The 20,260-nt window shown below is 62.9% G+C and carries 18 protein-coding genes; 12 read left to right on the forward strand and 6 right to left on the reverse strand.

Going from position 1 to position 20,260, the window contains the following annotated elements; all coding sequences use genetic code 11:
* Positions 1-38: 38 nt before the first annotated feature.
* The 4 genes from G5V57_RS15670 (at position 39) to G5V57_RS15685 (ending at position 5,119) form a co-directional block, all read left to right on the forward strand.
* Positions 39-863: an IclR family transcriptional regulator gene (locus G5V57_RS15670; RefSeq protein WP_165168494.1), complete on the forward strand. Its 825-nt coding sequence runs from the start codon at positions 39-41 to the stop codon at positions 861-863.
* A gap of 164 nt (positions 864-1,027) precedes the next feature.
* The gene (locus G5V57_RS15675) at positions 1,028-1,735 is read left to right on the forward strand and encodes a response regulator transcription factor (protein ID WP_165168496.1); all 708 of its coding nucleotides are present in this window, start codon (positions 1,028-1,030) and stop codon (positions 1,733-1,735) included.
* A complete protein-coding gene (nosP, locus tag G5V57_RS15680; RefSeq protein WP_206530272.1) occupies positions 1,725-2,888 on the forward strand; it encodes a nitric oxide-sensing protein NosP in 1,164 nt (387 codons plus the stop codon). Before G5V57_RS15675 ends, nosP begins: the two co-directional genes overlap by 11 nt.
* Positions 2,885-5,119 carry a PAS-domain containing protein gene (locus G5V57_RS15685; protein WP_165168498.1) on the forward strand — a complete coding sequence of 745 codons (2,235 nt, stop codon included), beginning with the start codon at positions 2,885-2,887 and terminating at the stop codon, positions 5,117-5,119. The genes nosP and G5V57_RS15685 overlap by 4 nt, the downstream gene beginning before the upstream one ends.
* Before the next feature lie 7 nt (positions 5,120-5,126).
* On the opposite strand, the gene G5V57_RS15690 is transcribed toward G5V57_RS15685, so the two are convergent.
* The 6 genes from G5V57_RS15690 to G5V57_RS15715 all read right to left on the reverse strand — a co-directional run bounded on the left by G5V57_RS15690 (position 5,127) and on the right by G5V57_RS15715 (position 12,362).
* Positions 5,127-5,555: a type II toxin-antitoxin system HicB family antitoxin gene (locus tag G5V57_RS15690; protein WP_165168500.1), complete on the reverse strand. Its 429-nt coding sequence runs from the start codon at positions 5,553-5,555 to the stop codon at positions 5,127-5,129.
* Positions 5,555-5,746, reverse strand: coding sequence for a type II toxin-antitoxin system HicA family toxin (locus G5V57_RS15695; RefSeq protein WP_165168502.1), 192 nt, complete (start codon positions 5,744-5,746; stop codon positions 5,555-5,557). Before G5V57_RS15695 ends, G5V57_RS15690 begins: the two co-directional genes overlap by 1 nt.
* Positions 5,747-5,836: 90 nt before the next feature.
* Complete coding sequence (locus tag G5V57_RS15700; RefSeq protein ID WP_165168504.1) at positions 5,837-9,043, reverse strand: error-prone DNA polymerase; 3,207 nt, start codon at positions 9,041-9,043, stop codon at positions 5,837-5,839.
* Positions 9,044-9,052: 9 nt separating this feature from the next.
* The gene (locus G5V57_RS15705) at positions 9,053-10,609 is read right to left on the reverse strand and encodes a DNA polymerase Y family protein (RefSeq protein ID WP_165168506.1); all 1,557 of its coding nucleotides are present in this window, start codon (positions 10,607-10,609) and stop codon (positions 9,053-9,055) included.
* Positions 10,521-11,243 (reverse strand): ImuA family protein, encoded by a 723-nt coding sequence (locus tag G5V57_RS15710; protein ID WP_165168508.1) that lies wholly within the window; start codon positions 11,241-11,243, stop codon positions 10,521-10,523. The genes G5V57_RS15705 and G5V57_RS15710 overlap by 89 nt, the downstream gene beginning before the upstream one ends.
* A 174-nt stretch (positions 11,244-11,417) precedes the next feature.
* Entirely contained in the window at positions 11,418-12,362 is a 945-nt protein-coding gene (locus tag G5V57_RS15715; protein WP_165168509.1) for a MurR/RpiR family transcriptional regulator, read from the reverse strand.
* 231 nt (positions 12,363-12,593) lie between these two features.
* Between G5V57_RS15715 and G5V57_RS15720 the strand changes: the two genes are divergently transcribed.
* From G5V57_RS15720 to G5V57_RS15755, 8 genes are all read left to right on the forward strand, one after another.
* Positions 12,594-13,406: an ABC transporter ATP-binding protein gene (locus tag G5V57_RS15720; RefSeq protein ID WP_246737644.1), complete on the forward strand. Its 813-nt coding sequence runs from the start codon at positions 12,594-12,596 to the stop codon at positions 13,404-13,406.
* 94 nt (positions 13,407-13,500) lie between these two features.
* A complete protein-coding gene (locus tag G5V57_RS15725) occupies positions 13,501-14,352 on the forward strand; it encodes an ABC transporter permease (protein ID WP_246737645.1) in 852 nt (283 codons plus the stop codon).
* Between the two features lie 79 nt (positions 14,353-14,431).
* Positions 14,432-15,553 (forward strand): ABC transporter substrate-binding protein, encoded by a 1,122-nt coding sequence (locus G5V57_RS15730; protein WP_165168511.1) that lies wholly within the window; start codon positions 14,432-14,434, stop codon positions 15,551-15,553.
* 196 nt (positions 15,554-15,749) lie between these two features.
* Positions 15,750-16,085: a hypothetical protein gene (locus G5V57_RS15735; RefSeq protein ID WP_165168513.1), complete on the forward strand. Its 336-nt coding sequence runs from the start codon at positions 15,750-15,752 to the stop codon at positions 16,083-16,085.
* A 35-nt stretch (positions 16,086-16,120) separates the two neighbouring features.
* Complete coding sequence (locus G5V57_RS15740) at positions 16,121-17,308, forward strand: hypothetical protein (protein ID WP_165168515.1); 1,188 nt, start codon at positions 16,121-16,123, stop codon at positions 17,306-17,308.
* Positions 17,305-18,090, forward strand: coding sequence for an SDR family oxidoreductase (locus tag G5V57_RS15745; protein ID WP_165168518.1), 786 nt, complete (start codon positions 17,305-17,307; stop codon positions 18,088-18,090). Before G5V57_RS15740 ends, G5V57_RS15745 begins: the two co-directional genes overlap by 4 nt.
* A gap of 71 nt (positions 18,091-18,161) precedes the next feature.
* A complete protein-coding gene (locus tag G5V57_RS15750; protein WP_165168520.1) occupies positions 18,162-19,169 on the forward strand; it encodes a Gfo/Idh/MocA family protein in 1,008 nt (335 codons plus the stop codon).
* 2 nt (positions 19,170-19,171) lie between these two features.
* Positions 19,172-20,218 (forward strand): Gfo/Idh/MocA family protein, encoded by a 1,047-nt coding sequence (locus G5V57_RS15755; RefSeq protein WP_165168522.1) that lies wholly within the window; start codon positions 19,172-19,174, stop codon positions 20,216-20,218.
* Positions 20,219-20,260 lie beyond the last annotated feature (42 nt).

Raw genomic sequence — 20,260 nt, forward strand, 5'->3', positions numbered from 1 at the left:
CTTTGGGGGCAGGGCTCTGGAATGGTTCGGGAGCAACCATGAACCGACATGACCCTGAAGCGTCTGCCGTCTTCACGGCAGGGGATCATACGGAACCTGTGCCCGCGCCGGAGCGAGATCATGGTGGCATTCAATCCGTCGATATCGGCATGACCGTGCTCAAGGCCCTCGCCTCGGCCAGGGGGCCGATGTCGCTGAAGGAGATCGGCGCGGCCTGCGGCATGGCACCCAGCAAGGCTCATCGCTATCTGCACAGCCTGGTCGCGGGCGGCCTGGTCTCGCAGCAAAGACGGTCCGGAAAGTATGATCTCGGTCTCTTCGCCTTGCGCCTGGGCGTATCCGCCATACGCCGCATCGATGTCGTCAACCGGGTCAGCGATCATCTCGAGGACCTGGTCGATCAGCTCGATATGCCGGCGCATGTCGCGATCTGGAGCCATGAAGGACCAATCGCAGTGCGCTGGCAGCGCACGCCCGATTCCCTGATTTCTCCCGACGTGCTGGGCTCGACCTTTCCGTTGCTGCGCTCGGCGACTGGAAATGTATTCCTCAGCCATATGCCGGCGCGCCTCACCCGCCCCTTCGTCGAGAGCGAGATTCAGAAGGAGAGAGAGCTCGAGAATGCCATCGATTTCGATGTCGACGGCATCACCCGGACGGTGCGCGAGCAGGGATACGCCATGACGCTCGGCACCTTTGTGCCGGACTACCTCGGCATCTGCGCCCCCATCGTGAACTGGGATGAGGAAATATGCGCCGCCGTCACCGTCGTGGGCCGCCTGACCCGCGATCCCGAGCAGCGCCGCCTCGCTGCCCGGCACCTCACCGATTTCTGCAAGACCCTGTCGGCGGCGACGCGCTGAGCGGCCCCGCTGGAGTTGCGAATAGGTCAGGGTGATTTCTGCGCGGGCAAATTCAGTCGCAATTTCAGGGCTTTGAGACCAGATCCAGCCGATTGCGGGAGGCTTGAAGGGTCTCCTGGAGACTGGCTTCTTGTTTGCGCCGCGCGGGCGTGCAAACTGGCGCCATGCAGCCATTGCGCTTTCTGATCATCGACGATCATCCGCTTTTCCTGGAAGCCCTCGAAATGGCGCTGCATGTCGCCTTTCCCATGGCACGGGTGGAAACGGCGGATTCGATCGAAGCCGCGCATCTGGCGCTCGCCAAGGGCGCTAGGCCGGATCTGATCCTGCTCGATCTCAAGATGCCCGACATTGCCGGCTTCGAGGGCGTCGTCAGCTTGAAGGCCGCCAGTCCACGCACGCCGCTTTGCATCATTTCTTCCATTTCGGGCGAGGAGATCGTTCATCAGCTGCGCGATCTCGGCGCCGCAGGCTTCATCAACAAGAGCGAGAAGCGCGAGAAGATCATTGCCGCCGTGCGCCAGTTGCTCGACGGCAAACTTCATTTCGGTGTGGCGGCCGACATGCCGGTGCTGCCAGGCGTCGCGGCGCGTCAACGCGAGATCGACATCCTGGCGCGCCTGCGCGAGCTGACGCCGCAGCAATACAAGGTGCTGACCCTCATCTGCGAAGGCAAACTCAACAAGCAGATCGCCTATGAGCTCGACATCGTCGAGACGACCGTGAAGGCGCACATTACTTCGATCTTCAAGAAACTCGCGATCCACAACCGCACCCAGGCGGTGCTGATCATGCAGAGGCTCAAATTGCAGGGGCTGGCCGTGGATCAGCCGGAGAGTGTCATGGAGCTGGAGCCGTCCCGTGCCGGCTAGACAGGGATTCTCCGCCGCTTCGGATCCCGCCATGGCTGTGGCCGAGTTGTTGCGCCAGATCGACCAGCCCGCCATGGCGCTGGTGATCGTTTTCGCTTCGCCCAGCTACGACCGCGCCGTTTTGGCCGAGGCGATCGGAAGGCTCATGCCGGGCGTCGTGGCCATCGGCTGCACGACCGCCGGCGAGATCACCTCCGAGGGTTATCGCGAGAATACGTTGACGGGGGTCAGCATGGGCGGCGCCGACTACCGTGCCAGCATCCGGCTGATCGCCGGTCTCGATCGCTTCCGCATGGAACAGGGCAATTTGGTCGTGCAGGAGCTCTTCGCCGATCTGGGCCTGGCGCCGCTTTCGGTGCGCGCGATCCCGCATCAGACCTTCGGCATGCTGCTCATCGACGGCTTGAGCCGGCAGGAGGAGATGGTCGTCTCCTCGATCAGCCGTTTCCTCGATCCTGTTCCGCTTTTCGGCGGTTCGGCCGGCGACGGCCTCGATTTCGGCACGACCTGGGTCTTTGCCGAGGGCGCTTTCCATACCAATGCCGCGGTGCTGGCGCTGATCGAGACGGAATGCCCGTTCAGTGTGTTCAAGCACGATCATTTCCGCCCGACCGAAAAGAAGATGGTGGTGACCGAGGCCGATCCGGTGCGCCGGCTGGTGATGGAGATCAATGCCGAGCCCGCCGCCCCTGCCTATGCGAAGATGGTGGGGCTCGACGAGCGTCAGCTCAACCCGATGACCTTCGCCGCCTATCCGGTCGTCGTCAGGGTCGGCGGCGAATATCATGTGCGCTCGATCCAGAAAGTCGAGGCGGACGGGTCGCTTCGCTTCTACTGCGGGATCGATGAGGGCCTTGTCCTCACCGTCGCCGACGGCGACGATATCGCGCGGAATCTCGATGCCGCGCTGACCAGGCTCGCCGACGAGCTGGGATCGCTCGACCTCATCCTCGGCTTCGACTGCATCCTGCGCCGCCTCGAGGCCGAGCAGAAGCAGAAGAGCCTCGCCGTCTCGCAGGTGCTGAAGCGCCATGGGGTCGTCGGCTTCAGCACCTATGGCGAGCAATACCGCTCGATGCATGTCAACCAGACCTTCACCGGTGTCGCCATCGGCGGGGGCAGGCGCAAGGCGGAGGAACCACGCGCGCCATGACGCAAGCCGCCGAAGAGCCGGAAGTCCGCCTGCGCAAGCTCGAGAAGATCAACCGGGCGCTGATGAACCGCGTCGAGCGTTCGATGGATTTTTCCGGCAACGGTTTTTCGCTGTTCCAGACGGCGATCCTGCTCGAGGGCCAGGTCAGCGCCCGGACCGGCGATCTCAAGCGCACGCTGGAGGACCTGTCCGACGCCTATGCGCGCCTCGAGGATGCCCGCGACGACGCGGAAATCGCCAAGCAGAATCTCACCTCGGCGATCGAGGCGGTGAGCGAGGGCTTCGCGCTTTTCAACGACGCCGAAGAGCTCGTGATGTGCAATGCGCCGTTCCGGTCACTTCTGCCGGACATCGCCGCAAGGCTCGAGCCCGGCACATCCTTTCGACGCATCGCGGAGAGCTTCTCGCGGAGCCGCTTCCTGGTGCTCGACCAGCAGAAGAGCGCCGAGGCCTGGTGCGTGGGGCGCATCGAGCTGTTTCGCAAGCCGCATGCCTCTTTCATCCAGCAGCTTTCCGGCGACCGCTGGATCCAGGTCTCCAACAAGAAGACCGGCGCCGGCGCCACGGTCGTGTTCCAGACCGACATCACCGATATCGTGCGGGGCGAGAGGCTGAGACGCGAGCGCGAGCTCGATGAGCAGTCGCGGCTCCTGCAGGCGACCCTCGATCATCTCCCGCAGGGCATCTGTATGTTCTCCCGGGACCTGCGGCTGAAGGCCTGGAACCATCGTTTCGTCGATCTCCTGAGCCTGCCGCTGCGCCTGGTGGCGCCGCTCGCCGGCTTCGATCGCCTGTGGGACTGGGTCAGCAAATCTGTCTTCGCGTTCGACCGCGCCGGCGCCTTGCGGGTCCAGGAGTGGTCGCGCAACCCGTCAGCCGATCTCGATCCGGTCGAGCTCGTCAAGAGTGACGGCACGATCCTGAGGGTCAGCGGCAATGTCATGCCCGATGGCGGCATCGTGGTGAGTTTCGCCGATGTCACCGACGAGCGCCGTGCCAGCGACGCTTTGCGCGAGGCGAAGGAGACGCTGGAGCAGCGCGTCGAGGAGCGCACCGCCGCCTTGACCCGCGAGGTGATGGAACGGCGCGCCATCGAGGTGGAGTTGATCCAGGCGCGCGACACCGCCGAGGAACTGACCAAGAGCAAGACGCGTTTCCTCGCGGCCGCGAGCCATGACGTGCTGCAGCCGCTCAATGCGGCGCGGATCTTTTTATCGCTGTTGAGCGGCACGGGACTCGATGCGCGCCAGGTCCATTTCGCCGGCAAGGTCGATATGGCTTTCGGCTCGGTCGAGGAGGTGCTGAGCACGCTGCTCGACATTTCCCGCTATGATAGCGGCAGCGTCGAGGCCAATGTCGTGCCCTTGTCGGTGGCCGAGATCCTGGCGACGCTCGCCGCCGAGTTCCAGCCCTTGGCCGATCAGAAGCAGTTGAAGCTGCGCTGCGTGCCGTCTGAGCTCTTCGGGCTGAGCGATGCGCGCCTCCTGCGCCAGATCATCCAGAACCTGGTCGCCAATGCCGTGCGCTACACGGCGAAGGGGGGCGTGCTTCTGGGCGCGCGCCGGCGCGGAATGATGATCTCCATCGAGGTCTGGGATACCGGGCCCGGCATCCCCGAGGACAAGCGCGATTTCATCTTCGAGGAATTCCGGAGGCTCGGCCAGGATCTGCCCGATACGCCGAAAGGGGCGGGCTTAGGCCTTGCCATCGTTCGGCGCATCGCCAGGCTGCTCGATCACAGGATCACCGTCGCCTCCCATGTGGGCAAGGGGTCGCGCTTTGCGATCGAGCTGCCGGCCTGTGCCGCGCCGACGCGGGTGATCGCGCCCCAGGTCGTGACGGAGCGGCTGCCGGTGGACCTCGCCCATTTCACCGCCATCGTCATCGAGAACGACCTCGCCATCCTCGAAGGCATGCTGGAGCTTTTGCAGGAAGGCGGCATGCGCGCCATTCCCGCGGTATCGGCGGGCGAGGCGCTCGAGACGCTGCAGAGCCTCGACAAGACACCCGATCTCATCATCGCCGACTATCATCTCGATCAGGGAACCGGTGCCGAGGCGATCGAGGCCTTGCGGCGCGCCGTCGGCCATCAGGTGCCGGCCATCGTGGTGACGGCGGACCATAGCGCCAAGGTCCAGGCTGAGATTGGCGGCAGCGGAATCGCCTATCTGCGCAAGCCGATCAAGACCGGCGATCTCTTCGCGCTCATCCACAATGTGATCGCGTTGTAATCCGGGCTTAAGCGGCTTCGACGATCCGGATCTCGAGCTCTTTGCCAAGCGCGCGCACGGCGCTGTCGATCTGGTCGAGCCTGGACTCATGGTCGAGATCCAATAGCCTGTCCACTTGCGGAGCATGAACACCCAGCTTCCTGGCAAGATCGGCTTTCCGGGTGCCGGTTTTGATCATGAGCTCATAGAGCGCCAGCTTGGCCGCGACGAGGGTAGACAAATAGGCATAGGGCTGGCCCCGTCTGGCCTGCGAGGGTTTGGGGATTTTCTCCCTGTCGCTGATCCGGCCCTGCATCACGGTAGCGATGGCATCAGCAGCCCGGATCAGAGCGTCAGCCTTGTCTTCGCCAAACGTGGTCAGCTCGGGGAAGTCCGGCGCCGTCACGAGGAGAGTACCATTGCTGTCCTTCTTGAGGATCACTGGATAACGCAGCACTATTTGTCCTCCTTCAGATCCAGGTCTTTCAGTATTTTGAGCCACAAGCCTTTGCCGATTTCCTTGGACCCTCCATGCTGAGGAAGAACCGATTTGAGATTTCCGCGCCGGACAATCAGATGGCCGCCCTTGCCGGGTTCGAATCGGCAGCCCAGTCGGGAAAGAAACCGCCTCGCTTGGCTGCTGTTCATGGCATATCACAACAGAAGTGTTTATTAAACATATATGTTGCTTCGAGAAGAATGCTAGCCATGCGAGATTTCTCCTCTTTGTACGCTGGGTTAGTGAAAATCCCGGCTCTTGACGAGGGCGGGCGGGGCCATTTCGAACAGATCGCCTTGCCGCAGCTTGCGCAATTCGGCGGTGAGGTCGACGAAGCGCTCGGCGATGACATGGATGACGAGGCCTTCGCGCTGCAGCCGGCCGCGTATGGCGAGGAACTCGCCCGTCATCACCACCCGCCGGTTCTCCGCCAGGACCTGCGGCCAGACGATGATATTGGCGATACCGGTCTCGTCCTCGAGGGTGATGAAGACGACACCTTTGGCGGTGCTCGGCATCTGCCGCATGAGGACGATGCCGGCGACGGTGACCTTGGTATTCTGCTTAAGGGTCTCGGCGCGATGGGCGGCGCTGGTGATGGCGCCGAGCTTCTCGAGATCGGCGCGGAAGAAGCGGCAAGGATGCGCCTTGAGCGAAAGCCCCGTGGTCTCATAGTCATCGATCACCTCTTCGCTGAGCTGCATCTGGGGCAAGGCGATCGAGGGTTCGTGGAACAGCCCGTCCTCGATATGAGGCGCAAAGAGCGGCAGATTGCTGGCGGAGGCGATGCCCGGCGTCGGCTCGGAGTCGATATCGAGCCGGCTCAGGCGCCGCATGGCCCAGAGCGCGTTGCGGCGGTCGAGCCCAAGTGAGGTGAGCGCATCGGCTTCGGCGAGCCTCTCCAAGGTGAAGCGTGCCGCGCCGCTGCGGCGGGCGAGCTGCTCGAGGCTCGAATAACCATTGCCCCGCCGGGCGACGAGCTTTTCATTCACCTCCTCTTCCTTCAGGCCGCCGATCTGGCGGAAGCCGAGCCGCACCGCCGAACGCTCCTTCGAGAGGCGTTCGAGCGTGCAGTCCCAGTGGCTGTCATTGATGTCGACGGGCCTGACCTCGACATCATGCTCGCGCGCGTCGCGCACCAGCTGCGCCGGCTGATAGAAGCCCATGGGCTGGCTGTTGAGGATGGCGGCGCAGAACACATCCGGGTGATGGCATTTGATATAGGCCGAGGCATAGACGAGCAGCGCGAAGCTAGCGGCATGGCTTTCCGGAAAGCCATATTCGCCGAAGCCCTCGATCTGGCTGAAGCAGCGTTCGGCGAAGTCCTGGTCATAGCCGCGTCGGGTCATGCCGGTGATGAACTTGTCGCGGAAGGTCCTGACCGAGCCCTTGTTGCGGAAGGTCGCCATCGAGCGGCGCAGGCGATCGGCATCGTCATGCGAGAAGCCCGCCGCGGTGATGGCGATCTGCATCGCCTGCTCCTGGAAGAGCGGCACGCCCATGGTCCGCTTAAGGACTTCCTCCAGCTCATTGGCCGGGCCGAAAGCGGGATCGGGCGAGGGATAGACGGTCTTCTCGATGCCGTCGCGCCGCTTGAGATAGGGATGCACCATATTACCCTGGATAGGCCCGGGCCGCACGATGGCCACTTCGATCACGAGATCGTAGAATTTCTCGGGCTTGAGCCGCGGCAGCATCGACATCTGCGCCCGGCTTTCGACCTGGAACACGCCGACGGAATCGGCCTTCGACAGCATCTCATAGGTCGCCGGGTCTTCGTAAGGCAGATCGTCCAGCGTGTAGTAGGGCTTGCGGTACTGGATGCGCAGCATTTCGAGGGCGCGCCTCAGGCAGCTCAGCATGCCGAGCGCCAGCACATCCACCTTCATGAGGCCGAGCGCGTCGATATCGTCCTTGTCCCATTCGATGAAGGTGCGGTCCTCCATTGCGGCATTGCCGATGGGCACGGTCTCTGAGAGCGGCTTCTGGGTGAGCACGAAACCGCCGACATGCTGGGAGAGATGGCGCGGGAAACCGATGAGCTCATTGGCGATGTCGACGGCCTGGCGGATCTTCCCATTGTCAGGATCGAAGCCGGCTTCGCGTATATACTGATCGGGCATGTGGTCGCCATAGCCCCAGATCGTCTTGGCGAGTGCGGCGGTGACGTCCGGCGTCAGGCCCAGCGCCTGGCCCACTTCGCGAATGGCGCGGCGCGAGCGGTAATGCACGACAGTGGCGCAGATGGCGGCGCGCTCGCGCGTATAGCGCACGTAGATATATTGAATGACCTCCTCGCGCCGCTCATGTTCGAAATCGACATCGATATCGGGGGGCTCGTTGCGCGCCTGTGAGATGAAGCGCGAGAAGAGCAGCTTGGTCGATGTCGGATTGACCTCGGTGATGCCGAGACAATAACACACCGTGCTGTTCGCCGCCGAGCCGCGCCCCTGGCAGAGAATGTATCTGCTGCGCGCGAAGGCGACGACATCATGCACGGTGAGGAAATAGCGGGCATAATCGAGTTCCTCGATGATGCGCAATTCCTCGCGGATGTTTTTGGCGACATCCTCGGGCACTCCTCCCTTGTAGCGTTTGGCCGCTCCCTTCCAGGCGAGATCGGTGAGATGCTCCTGCGGCGTCTTGCCGGGCGGCACCGGCTCGTCGGGATATTCATATTTGAGATCGTCCAGGGAGAAACGGCAGCGCGCCGCGATCTCGGCGCTGCGCCGGACGGCCTCCTCATGGCCGGCGAAGAGATGCAGCATCTCGGCTTCCGACTTGAGATGACGCTCGGCATTGGCGTCGAGACGGAAGCCCGCTTCCGTGATGGTGCATTTCTCGCGGATGCAGGTGAGCACATCGGCGAGCGGCCGCCGCTCCGGCCGGTGATAGTGGACGTCATTGAGGGCGACGAGCGGCGTGCCGTGCTGGTGCGCGCATTCGGCGAGACGGGCGAAGCGCTGCCTTTCATCGCCCTTATGACGATGAACCATGCCGAGAAAGACCTGCGCCGGCGCTGCGCCGGCAAGCTTTACCAGCTGCGTCTTGAAGGCGCTGGTGAGCTTGTCCGGCGGCAGCACGATCAGCATCTGGCCTTCGCGCGCGCCGCAGATCTCATCGAGGCCTATATGGCATTGGGCTTTTTTGGCGCGCCGGTTTCCGTCCGTCAGCAGGCGGCAGAGCCGGCCATAGGCGGCGCGATCGGTCGGATAGGCCAGCACCTGGAAACCGTCCGTCGTGACCAGCCGCACGCCGGGAAGGAATCTTATTTTCCGGCCTTTGGCCTCCGCATGAGCGCGCACCACGCCGGCGAAACTGTTGCGGTCGGCTAGGCCGATGGCGGCAAGGCCGAGCTCTTTGGCGCGTTCGACCATCTCGTGGGGATGCGAGGCCCCGCGCAGGAAGGAGTAGTTGCTGGTGACGGCGAGCTCGGCATAGGCCATGACGGCGCCTCACGCGAAGAAGCCATGGACGAACCAGCGCGGCGCATCGGTCTCACGCCCATAGAGGCCTTCGCGATAGAGCCAGAAGCGCTGGCCCGCGTCATTCTCGAGGCAATAATAATCGCGGGTCGGCGCAAACACGCTGCTGCGCCACCATTCGGGCGCGATGCGTTCCGGCCCTTGCGCGGCGGCCACGCTATGAAACTTGCCGCGCCAGCGGAATTGCCGGGGCGGCCCGTCGGGGATGAGGGCGATGACATCCGCGCGCTCCGCCTGTGGCAGAAGAAGCGTTGGTCGCGAGCGGTCCGCATCAGCTGTGGGCCAGGCGGCTTTTACGCTGTCCGCCTTGACCAGGATTTCGGCGCGTTCGGGAATATGGCTTTCGACGGGCTTGAGCTGCCGCACGCTGTCGGCGCCGAGGCGCTGGCGCAGCGCATCGAGAAGGCGCGCATGATTTTGCGCGTCTTCCTGGTGATCGCCGGACGATGCGAGATCGCCTTGTTCGCTGTGGATGGTTTCGGCGGCGGTGACGGAGAGGCTGACGCAGTCGAAACCGAAGCCGGCTTCGAGCCCGCGCGTCTGGCCGTCGAGCTTGAGGGTGATGAGGCGGGCGATATAAGCCGGGTCGCGCGTCGGTGCGGCAAGCCCCAGATCGAGCTGGCGCATTTCGCCATCGACGCGATAGAGGCCGAGGCGCAGAGCGCGGATGCCGACGCCGTCGCGCTCGAGAGCGGGAACGAGACGTGCCACGAGTTTCCTGGCCGTGGCGACGACGATCTCCTGCGTGAAGATCGGATCGAGAAAGGAGCGTTGCGCATGATAGACGGGCGGTGGTGCGATATAATGCAAGGCCTCCGGCCGGAGACCGAAGGCCTGGTCGAGGCGAATGAGCAGCTCCTTCTCGAAGCGCGCCGCGAAGGCCGCGCGCGGCGCGTCGATGAGCATGCCGATGCGCTTGAAGCCGAGGCGGTGCAAGGCTTCATGGGTTTCGGGACCGAGCCGCAAGGCCCTGATGGGAAGCGGGCTCAGCGCTTCTTTCTCCCGCCCTTCGGCCAAGGAAAGCGGCAGAGCGGCGCCATGGTGAGAAAGCGCCCAGGCCGCGCCCGGCGTGCCGGCAATGGCGCAGCGCGCGCTGAGATGGAATTTGCCGAGACGCGTGATGAGGTCCTCGAGCAAGGCATCCTCGCCGCCGAAGAGATGCGCGGCCCCGGTGATGTCGAGAAAGAATCCGTCACCGCCATTTTCACTTCCCCAGGGCGAGACGGCGGGCGCATAACGTGTCGCCCACAGCGCCAGGCGGCGGAGTGCCTGCGCATCCTTGTCGGCCTCGAGCAAGCGGGCCTGCAGCAGGCCGCCGGCCTTGGCGCGGGCATCGCTCAAGCCCTGGCCGGCGAACAGACCGAGCTTCTCGGCGGCCGGATTCGTGGCGGCGATGCGCGGGCCACCCGACGCCTCGATGGTCAGGACGAAAGGCCGGTCAGGCGCTATATCGCCCGACGGCCCCTGCGCTGTCAGGAAGCGCAGGACGGGCCATCGTGGCAGCCAGACGGAAACGATGCGACGCATTTACCCACTCCAACACCCACTCACCACTCGACCCATTGCGGCAGCGCTCGAGCATCACGCGCCAACACAAATCCAGAATTCCGCCCGTCGTATCGCGCCGGGCCGGGGCCGAGGCGATCCGCCAACGCGTCTCGGCCGCGCTCGCGGCACCCGATCCAGGCGGCCGCAGTAGCAAAAGCGGCCGCTTCGCCTCGCGCGCGGCAAGGCTGAGGCGCTGGCTCGTCTTGAGATCGAAATTCTGCGCCAGGAGTCCGAGCGTCACCGGGGCTGCGCCTGAGCGCAGGGTCTCCTCGATCGCCCAGAAAGCATCCTTGTCGTTGCGCGCCTCGACAAGAGTGACGCGACCGGGATCGAGTCCGAGCGCGTTCAGGCCATGACCATGAAGCCGGCCGGCGGAGGCAAGGCTCTGCGCCGAACCGATGACGAAGACCGGCTCTGAGGAACTGAGCGAGATCGTGAGTGCCACGAGAAAGCCGAAAGCCGCCGGCAGGTCTTCCGGTGTCGCGGCATGGATCTCATGCAGGCTTTCGAGCGAGAGGCCTTGCCGGGGCAGATATTTGTCGAGCGGCAGCTCGAAGGAGAAGAACCGGCTTTTAGCCGAACGGCCGAGAGGCGGGGCGAGAAGCCGGCGCAATTCCTCCAGGCTGGCAGGCTTTGCGGGCCGCCGCCGGGCAGGCTGAGGAGGGATCGCCGGGACAAATTCCATGCGAGTCTATTAGAACGAAAAGAGAACAAAAACAACATGAAAGCCCGCTGATCCGGATTCAGCCTATCCTGCTGGAATCGCTCGCTTTCGAGGCCTCCCGCCTCACTCCTGCGGATCCCGCGCCCGCATCAGGGGCGTGGGGTCGGTCGCGGGCGTCGGGATGGCGACGCCGATGCGGGCGAGCGTATAGCGCACGCGGCGCAGCGCCTCCCGGGCTTTGGCGCCGAGCTTCACCGCGACGCCGGCGGCGATCGTGTCGATCACGGCCAGATGCGCATAGCGCGACGGCGTCGGCACCAGCACATTGTCGCCCTCGGCGATGGTGATCGCGATGACGATATCGGCGGCTTTGGCGAGCGGCGTTCCCGGCCGCGTCAGCGCGATGGTGCGGGCGCCGAAGGAGCGGGCGATCTCGATCGCCTCGATCACCGGCTTCGTGCGGCCGCTGTTGGAGATCGCGAATGCCGTGTCGCCGGGTTTCAGCGTCGCCGCCGACATGCGCTGCTGATGCCCGTCGCTATAGGCGGAGACCGCGAGCCCCAAGCGGAATAACCGCAGTTTCGCATCCTCGATCATGGCGGCCGAGCCGCCCCCTTGGCCATAGATATCGATCCGCCGGCTTTCCGCCAAAGCCGCGATCGCCTGGCCGATCGTCTTCGTGTCGAGCTGGTCGAGACATTCGCGCACCGAGCCCGCCGCGCGCATCATGATCGTCTGGGCGAGCTGGCCGATATCATCGTTGAAGGCGCGGTCCGATTTGAGATAGGCCGACGCCACGGTGAGCGTGGTCGCCAGCCTGATCTTGAATTCGGCGAAGGACCCGCAGCCGACCGAGCGGCAGAAGCGGGTGACGGTGGGCTGGCTCACTTTCGCCTTCCTGGCGAGATCGGCGATCGTCATGCGGGTGGCGGCTTCGTAGTCGCGCCCGACGATCGCCGCGACGCGGCGCTCCGACGGGGACAAATCGCTTTCTATACGCTCGATGCGCGAGACGATGTCGATCGCCGGTGGCTGCTCGCCTGAATTCTCGCTGCGTCGCCGCGCCATTTCCTGTCCTGTGGCCCCGGTCTGTTTCGTAAATAAATTACAGGCTTTTGACCATCGAGCAAGCGATCACCTCGTAGCGGCGCAATTTTACTCGCTTCCTCACCACGGGTCGGCTAATGCGTGCCACTAGGCTATTGCAGACTCTGAAATTTTGTAACATGATTTGACAAAATAGAAAAAGCGACGACACGATTGTCGTCGAGGGCCGGAAACATGATGGATGCGACGCCTATGCGCAGCGTACCCAGCGCTTCGGACAAGACAGCGCCCAAGATGGTCATTGCGGGCGCCACAAAATATTACCAGACCCGCACCGGCGCGGTGCATGCGCTCGACAATGTGTCGCTCGATGTACGAGACGGCGAGTTCCTCTGCATATTGGGGCCTTCGGGCTGCGGAAAATCGACCCTGCTCTGGTCGATGGGCGGCCTGCACGAACTGACCAGCGGCGAAATCAGGTTCGGGCATGAGAAGATCACCAAGCCGCATCCTGAGATCGCCATGATCTTCCAGGACGCCAATCTTCTCCCCTGGCGCAATCTTGCCGCCAATATCGCTCTGCCCTTCGAGCTCAAGCGCAAGCCACCCGATCAGGCGCGTATCAACAAGCTGCTCGAACGCGTCAATCTGAAAGGATTCGAGACGAAGTTCCCGCGCGAATTGTCGGGCGGCATGCAGCAGCGCGCCTCCATCGTGCGCAGCCTGTCGGTCGACCCGTCGCTGCTTCTGATGGACGAGCCGTTCGGCGCGCTTGACGCCTTCACCCGCGACGAGATGAACCTGCTCATCCAGGAAATCTGGATGGAGACCGGCAAGACCATCGCCTTCGTCACCCATTCCATTTCGGAAGCGATCTTCCTGGCCGACCGCGTCGCCGTCATGTCGGCAAGGCCCGGGCGTATCGCCACCATCTTCGACATCGACATACCGCGCCCGCGTCCGGTCGAGATCCAGACGCGGCCGGATTTCATCGAACGCGTATTGCATATCAAGGCGAGCATCGATCACGGTCGCAGCCCCAGTGAAGGGCTGGCGATCACTTAGAGCACATCCCGCCAAAACTACAGACTTTGGCAATAAGGATTGCTCCAAGACAATTCGGAAACGATCGGGACATCGCTCAAGGGAGGAATAAGAGGTGGACAAGGCGCTGGGCGACAAGATTCCGGAATTCAACCGGAAGAAGGCCGGCGGAGGCGGCGACGGTGTCGGCCTGTCGGGCGCGTCCCTGGGCCTCGGCGATCACCGCACCAAGGTCGAGACCCTGGTCATCATCCTGGTGGCGGTGGTGATCATCGGCGGCGCCGAGTTCCTGCTCAAATGGTTCAATGTGCCACAATATGTGCTGCCCACGCCGAGCCTGATCGTCACGGCGCTGTTCACCGAGTGGAAATTCATCCAGTGGCATCTCTTCATCACGCTCTATGAACTATTGACGGGATTCGCCATCGGCGCCTCGATCGGCTTCATCCTTGCCGCCGTCATCACCCAGTTTCCCTTCGTCGAGAAGATCGTCACGCCTTACATATTGCTGCTGGTCACGACACCGATGCTGGCGCTGGTGCCGCTCCTCATTCTCAAGCTCGGCTTCGGCAGCGAGCCGCGCATCATCGCGGTGGCGCTTGCTTCCGGCCCGATGGTGATGATCAATTCGGCGACCGGTTTCCGGCGCGTCGATCTCGCCAAGATCGCGCTTGCCCGCTCCTTCGGCGCCTCGACCTTCCAGATCTTCACCAAGATCCGCATACCCATGGCGATGCCGATGATCATCGTCGGTCTCATGGTCGGTTCGATCTTTGGTCTCTTGACCACGGTGGGCGCCGAGATGGTGGGGGGTGCGGAAGGCCTCGGCAACCGCCTCACTTATTACTCGGCCCTGATCCGCATGCCGCAATTCTTCGCCATCATCCTCATCCTGGCCATCATCGGCATATCGATCTACGTGCTTTTTTACTGGATCGGCAAGAAATGGGCGAGCTGGGAGGCGTAAACGGAGAGCTCGGACTCAAAACAAGAAAGAGAAGTGCGTGACCGGATAACACGACAGCACATAACGGAGGAAACCAGACATGACTCGCATGATGATTGGACGGCGCCGCCTGCTGAGCCTGACCGCCGCGGGCGTTTCGGTCGCGGCCTTGGGCGGCCTGGGTGCCCGCAAGGCCCATGCGGCGGATACGGTGCGCTGGGTCTCGCCGCGCGGCACCATCGAAGTACTCGACGACTATCCCTATTGGGTCGGCAAGAAATACGGCTATTTCGGCGATATCGAAACGACGCTTGAGCCCGGTCCGTCCGACGCGACGGCCTGCGTCAAGCTCGTCGATCAGAACCAGGCCGATATGGGTTATCCCTCACCCGGCGTGTTCTCGCTGGGCCTGGCGCAGGGCATTCCGCTGGTCTCGGTCTTCCATATGGGCGGCGCCGATGTGTTCGACTTCGCCTTCCGCAAGGGCGAGAAGCCGGCCGACATCAAAGGCATCGAAGGCAAGACGATCGTGCTGGGTTCCGCCGGCTGGCAATCGATCTGCGATCCCATGCTCAAGGCGGCGGGCGTCGACATTTCCAAGGTGAAATATGTCGATGGCGGCTGGCCGGCCTGGGGCACCGTCCTTTCGCAGGGCAATGGCGACGCGGCTCTGTCCTGGGAAGGCTGGCGCGCCCAGTGGAAAGGCCAGGGACTCGATTTCGACTATTTCCTCGGCCGCAATTTCTCCAAGCTGCCGGCCAACAGCTTCGTCATCCGCAAGGCGGATTTCGAGGATGCGGCGAAGAAGGACCTCTATGCCCGCTATCTCCAGGGCTGGGCAGCCGGCCTCGAATACGGGCGCCAGAATCCGCGCGCCGCGACGCAGATCGTTATGGAGCAGTTCCCGGGATTGTCCTCGCAGATGAATCCCTCCGTCGCGACGGAGTCCATGATGCAACTCGCCAATGTCTTCGCCGGCCGCTGGGACGAGCGCAAGAAATGGGGCTACCACATTCCGGAAAGCTGGCAGCTTTTCTTCGATACGGCGAAGGAGATCGGCCAGATCCAGGGCGACATCAAGGTCGCCGATGTGGTCAAGAACGATCTCGTCGACGCTGCCAACTCCTTCGATGCAGCCAAGGTCAAGGCCGATGCCGAAGGCTTTGCGCTCTCCGACGACTACAAGAAGGTGGATGTCGAGGCGATCAAGGCTAATCTCTAGAAGCATCGGACCGAAAAGCTTGTGGTCGGGCTTGACCCGGCCATGCGAAGCGGTTTTCGGATAATCCGATGCGCAAAACAAAGAAATAGAGCGCCGCGACGATTCCGTCTGAACGTCCGGCGCTCTTGAAGACAAGCGGCGGCGGCCTTGATCGGCCGCCGCCAGCTTCATTCCTTCCATCCGGAGAACGGGGCCCATGTTCGTCTTTGATCATGTCGGCATCACAACCACCATTCCCCAGCCCGACGAGAACTGGGTGGAGCAGAGCCGTGTGTGGGTGACCAATCCGCGCAATCACCCTGAGCATATCGAGTTCCTGCGCTATGCGGAGGGGACGACCGTGCCCGATGTCGTGCGCAATAATCCGCATATCGCCTTCCGGGTTGCCGCGCTGGCGCCTCACATCGAAGGGCAGGAGATCCTGATCCCGCCCTTCATCGTCGGCGACTTCCTGGAAGTCGTGTTCATCCGCAAGCACAACACCGTCTTCGAATACATGCATTATCTCAAAGAAGGCTGGTTCGGGACCTAACCCTTGCCGCGCCCCACATCCGGACAATCCGCTTCATGAGCTACAGGGCCATCTACACCTATGCCTGGGATCTCGCCGAGGAAGGTGTCGGCAAAGCCGCCGACCAGTTCCTGAAGCTCGGTCTCGACACGGTGACCATCGCCGGCAGCTATCATGCCGGCAAGTTCCTCAGGCCGCATGGACGCTCGGGCAAGGTCTATTTTCCCGAGGACGGCACGGTCTATTTCCGTGCGGATCATGCCCGCTATGGCGCGATCAAGCCGATTGCGAATGCGATGCTGAAGGAGCGCGATGTCCTGCGCGAGCTGGTTGACGCCGGCCGGATGGCGGTCAATGTCTGGCTGGTGCTGCTGCACAATACGCCGCTTGGCAGCGCGCACCCCGAAGCCGCGGTCACCAATGCCTTCGGCGACAAATACATTTACAACCTTTGTCCCTCGGCCCCCGCTTCACGCGCATATGCACTGGGCCTCGCAAAGGATGTGACCGAAAGCTACGGCGTTTCGGGGATATCGGTCGAGGCAGCCGGCTTCCTCCCCTATGCGCATGGTTATCACCATGAATTCGCGCTCAACGCGTCCAACCGCTGGCTCGACGGCATGCTGGGCCTGTGTTTCTGCGATCACTGCGTGAAGGGTGCCGAGAAGGCGGGGATCGACGCGGCGCGATTGAAGGCGCAGGTCGCACGTGATGTAAGCGACTATCTGGCGAGTGACGTCGATTTTCCAGCCGACATGGCGGAGGCTTTCTGGCATGCCGATATGTTCGGCGACAACGGATTGGTCGAGTTTCTGCATTGGCGCATGAGCGTCGTGACATCGCTCATCACCGAGATCCGCGCCAGCGTGCGCAAGGACGTCAAAGTCGCGATCATTCCTTCGGTGGCGCGCCCGACCGGAGGCACCTGGTATGAAGGCAGCGATCTCAAGGCTCAGGCGGAGGCGGCCGGCATCATCGAGGCCTGTTTCTATGAGCCGGGTGCGGCGCGCGTGAAGGCCGATCTCTTCGATGTGCAGCGACGGTTGCGCGGCAAGGGCAGGCTGCGCGGCATCCTGCGGCCGGCCTATCCGGATCTAGCCGAGGAGGCGGAATTCCTGGCCGCCGTCGAGGCGCTCGTCGCAGGCGGCGTCACCGAGCTCGCCTTCTACAACTGGGGTCATTTACGGCAAGCAAATATGGAGAGGATCGCCAAGGCCATGAGAATTCTGGATCAGCGGGCATGAGCTTCAAGGGAAAAATCGTCGCCGTCACCGGGGCGGCGGGCGGAATAGGCCAGGCGGTCTGCCGCTACTTCGCGAACGAGGGTGCCGCGATCGCCGCCATCGACAAGAAGGCGACCGTCACATCCTTCGCCGATGAGCTGAAGCGCGAGGGAGTTAAGACAGCGCATGCGGTCGCCGATATCGGCGATGCCGCTTCCGTGGCCAAGGCCTTTGCCAAGCTTGCTGCGGAGCTCGGCCCGGTGGACATCCTCATCAACAATGCCGGTTACTCCGATCATCCGACGCTGGCGCGGACCGATCCCGCCGGCTGGCAGGCCGATATGAACGGCAATCTCAACGGCGCCTATAATTGCGCCTTTGCCGTCCTGCCCGCCATGCAGGAGAAACGCCAGGGCTCGATCATCGCGGTGGGGTCCGTCAACGGGCTTTCGGCGCTGGGCGATCCGGCCTATAGCGCCGCCAAAGCCGGCATGATCTCGCTCACCAGATCGCTGGCGCTCGAATATGGCCGCTTCGGCATCCGCTCCAATATCGTATTGCCGGCAACGGTGCGCACGCCGCTTTGGGACGAACGGGCGAAGAAGGACCCGCAGGTCCTGGCGACGCTCACGCGCTGGTATCCGCTGGGACGGATTGTCGAACCCAGCGACGTCGCGCATGTCATCGGCTTTCTTGCGTCCGACGCGGCGGCCGCCATCACCGGCGTGGCGCTGCCTGTCGATTGCGGTCTGACGGCCGGCAATATCGTGATGACCCGTGAATTGACGCTCGAGGATTTCTAGAGCGCTTCCCGCCAAAGTTGCTCGACTTCGGCGTAAGGAAGCGCTCCACTAAAAGGATAAAGGGCAAGCACATGGACAGATTGCGCATCGGTGTCATCGGACTGGGCTGGTTCGGCGAAATTCATTGCGACACCATTGTCGGTGTTCCCCATCTGGAGCTGGCCGCTCTGTGCACCCGCAAGCCCGACCGTCTGGCCGGGCTCGCCCAGAAATATGGCGTGAAGAAAACCTATCGCGATTACCGCGACATGCTGGCCGATCCGGCCATCGACGCCGTGTCGATCGTCACCATGTGGGATCAGCATACCGAGCCCGCCATCGCCGCTCTCGAAGCCGGCAAGCATGTCTTCCTCGAAAAGCCGATGGCCTCGACGGTTGCCGACTGTGCGAAGATCATCGCCGCGGCGAAGCGGTCAAAGGGCATTCTTCTCGTCGGCCATATCTGCCGCTTCAATCCGCGCTACCGCATGGCGAAGCAGGCGATCGAGGCCGGCCGGATCGGCAGGATCGTGGCGATGAGCTCCAGGCGCAATATTCCCGCCGCCTGGACGCCCGAGATCCTGAACAAGATCGGACCCATCGTCGGCGACGCGATCCACGATACCGATCTCATGCTGTGGTTCACCGGCGACCGCGTCGTCAGCGCCTATGCCCAGACCGTGCATGTGCGCGGCCTCAAATTTCCCGATATCGGCCAGACCATGTATCGTTTCGCCGGCGGCGCCACGGCGACGCTCGAGACGGTCTGGTGCATGCCGGAGAAAACGCCCTTCGACATCGACGAACGCATGTCGATCATCGGCACGGAAGGCATCATCCATATCCAGGACACTTTCCCCAATCTCGGCATTGTGTCCAAGGACAAGCTGCACAGCCCCGATACGACCTATTGGCCCGAATTCGACGGCGTGCGCGGCGGGGCGCTACGTGATGAATTTGCTTATTTCGCGACTTGCGCCTTGAATGGAAAGACGCCGAGCGTGGGGCGGCCGGAAGACGCGGCCGCGGCCCTTGAAGCGACGCTGGCGGCGGAAGAATCGGCACGCACCGGCAATGTGATCAGGATCGGAGGAAAATAGATATGGCAAAGAAAAAAAGAGTTTTGGTGGTCGGCCTCGGCAATATGGGCATGAGCCATGCGCTGGCCTATACGCGCATTCCGGGTTTCGAGGTGGTGGGCGTGTGCGAGCGCCGCATTGCCAAGCGTAAGCTTCCCGAGGCGCTGAAGGATGCGAAGAAGTTCTCCGATTTCGACACCGCGCTGAAAGAGCTCAAGCCCGATGTCGTGTCGATCAACACGCTGCCCGACACCCATGCCGATTTCGCCATCAAGGCGATGGAGGCGGGGGCCCATGTGTTCGTCGAGAAGCCGCTCGCCGATTCTGTCGCCAATGCCGAGAAGGTGGTCGAGACGGCCAAGCGCACCAAGCGCAAGCTGGTGATCGGCTATATTCTGCGCCATCACCCGTCCTGGATCAAATTCATCGAGATCGCGAAGAAGCTCGGCACGCCCCTGGTCTTCCGCATGAATCTCAACCAGCAGTCCAATGGCGAGACCTGGGAATGGCACAAGCGCCTGATGGACAGCTTCCCTCCGATCGTCGATTGCGGCGTGCATTATGTCGATGTCATGTGCCAGATGACCAAGGCGAAGCCGGTCAAGGTGCATGCGATCGGCACCCGGCTCACCAACGAGGTGGCCAAGCAGAATTACGGCATGCTGCAGGTCTCCTTCGACGACGGTTCGGTCGGCTGGTACGAGGCGGGCTGGGGCCCGATGATGAGCGAGACGGCCTTCTTCGTGAAGGACGTGATCGGGCCCAAGGGCTCGGTATCGATCGTGATGGCCGAGACCGCCGGCAAGGTGAAGTCCGACGACATCAACGCCCATACCAAGACCAACCAGATCCTCTGGCATCACGCCGACATGTCGAAGCCCGATGAGCGCATCGACATGACGGACGAGCCCGATCATGACGGGTTGTGCGAGCGCGAGCAGCGCTACCTGCTCAAGGCGATCGAGGAGGATATCGACCTCACCGATCACATGAATGACGGGGTGAAGAGCCTCAAGATCGTCGTCGCCGCCGATCGCTCCATCCATGAGGGCCAGGTGGTCGCACTCTGATCGGTCAGATTGTCTCGAAAGGTGTTCGCCAAAAATACCCTC

The sequence above is a fragment of the Nordella sp. HKS 07 genome (assembly GCF_011046735.1).
Classification (GTDB): domain Bacteria; phylum Pseudomonadota; class Alphaproteobacteria; order Rhizobiales; family Aestuariivirgaceae; genus Taklimakanibacter.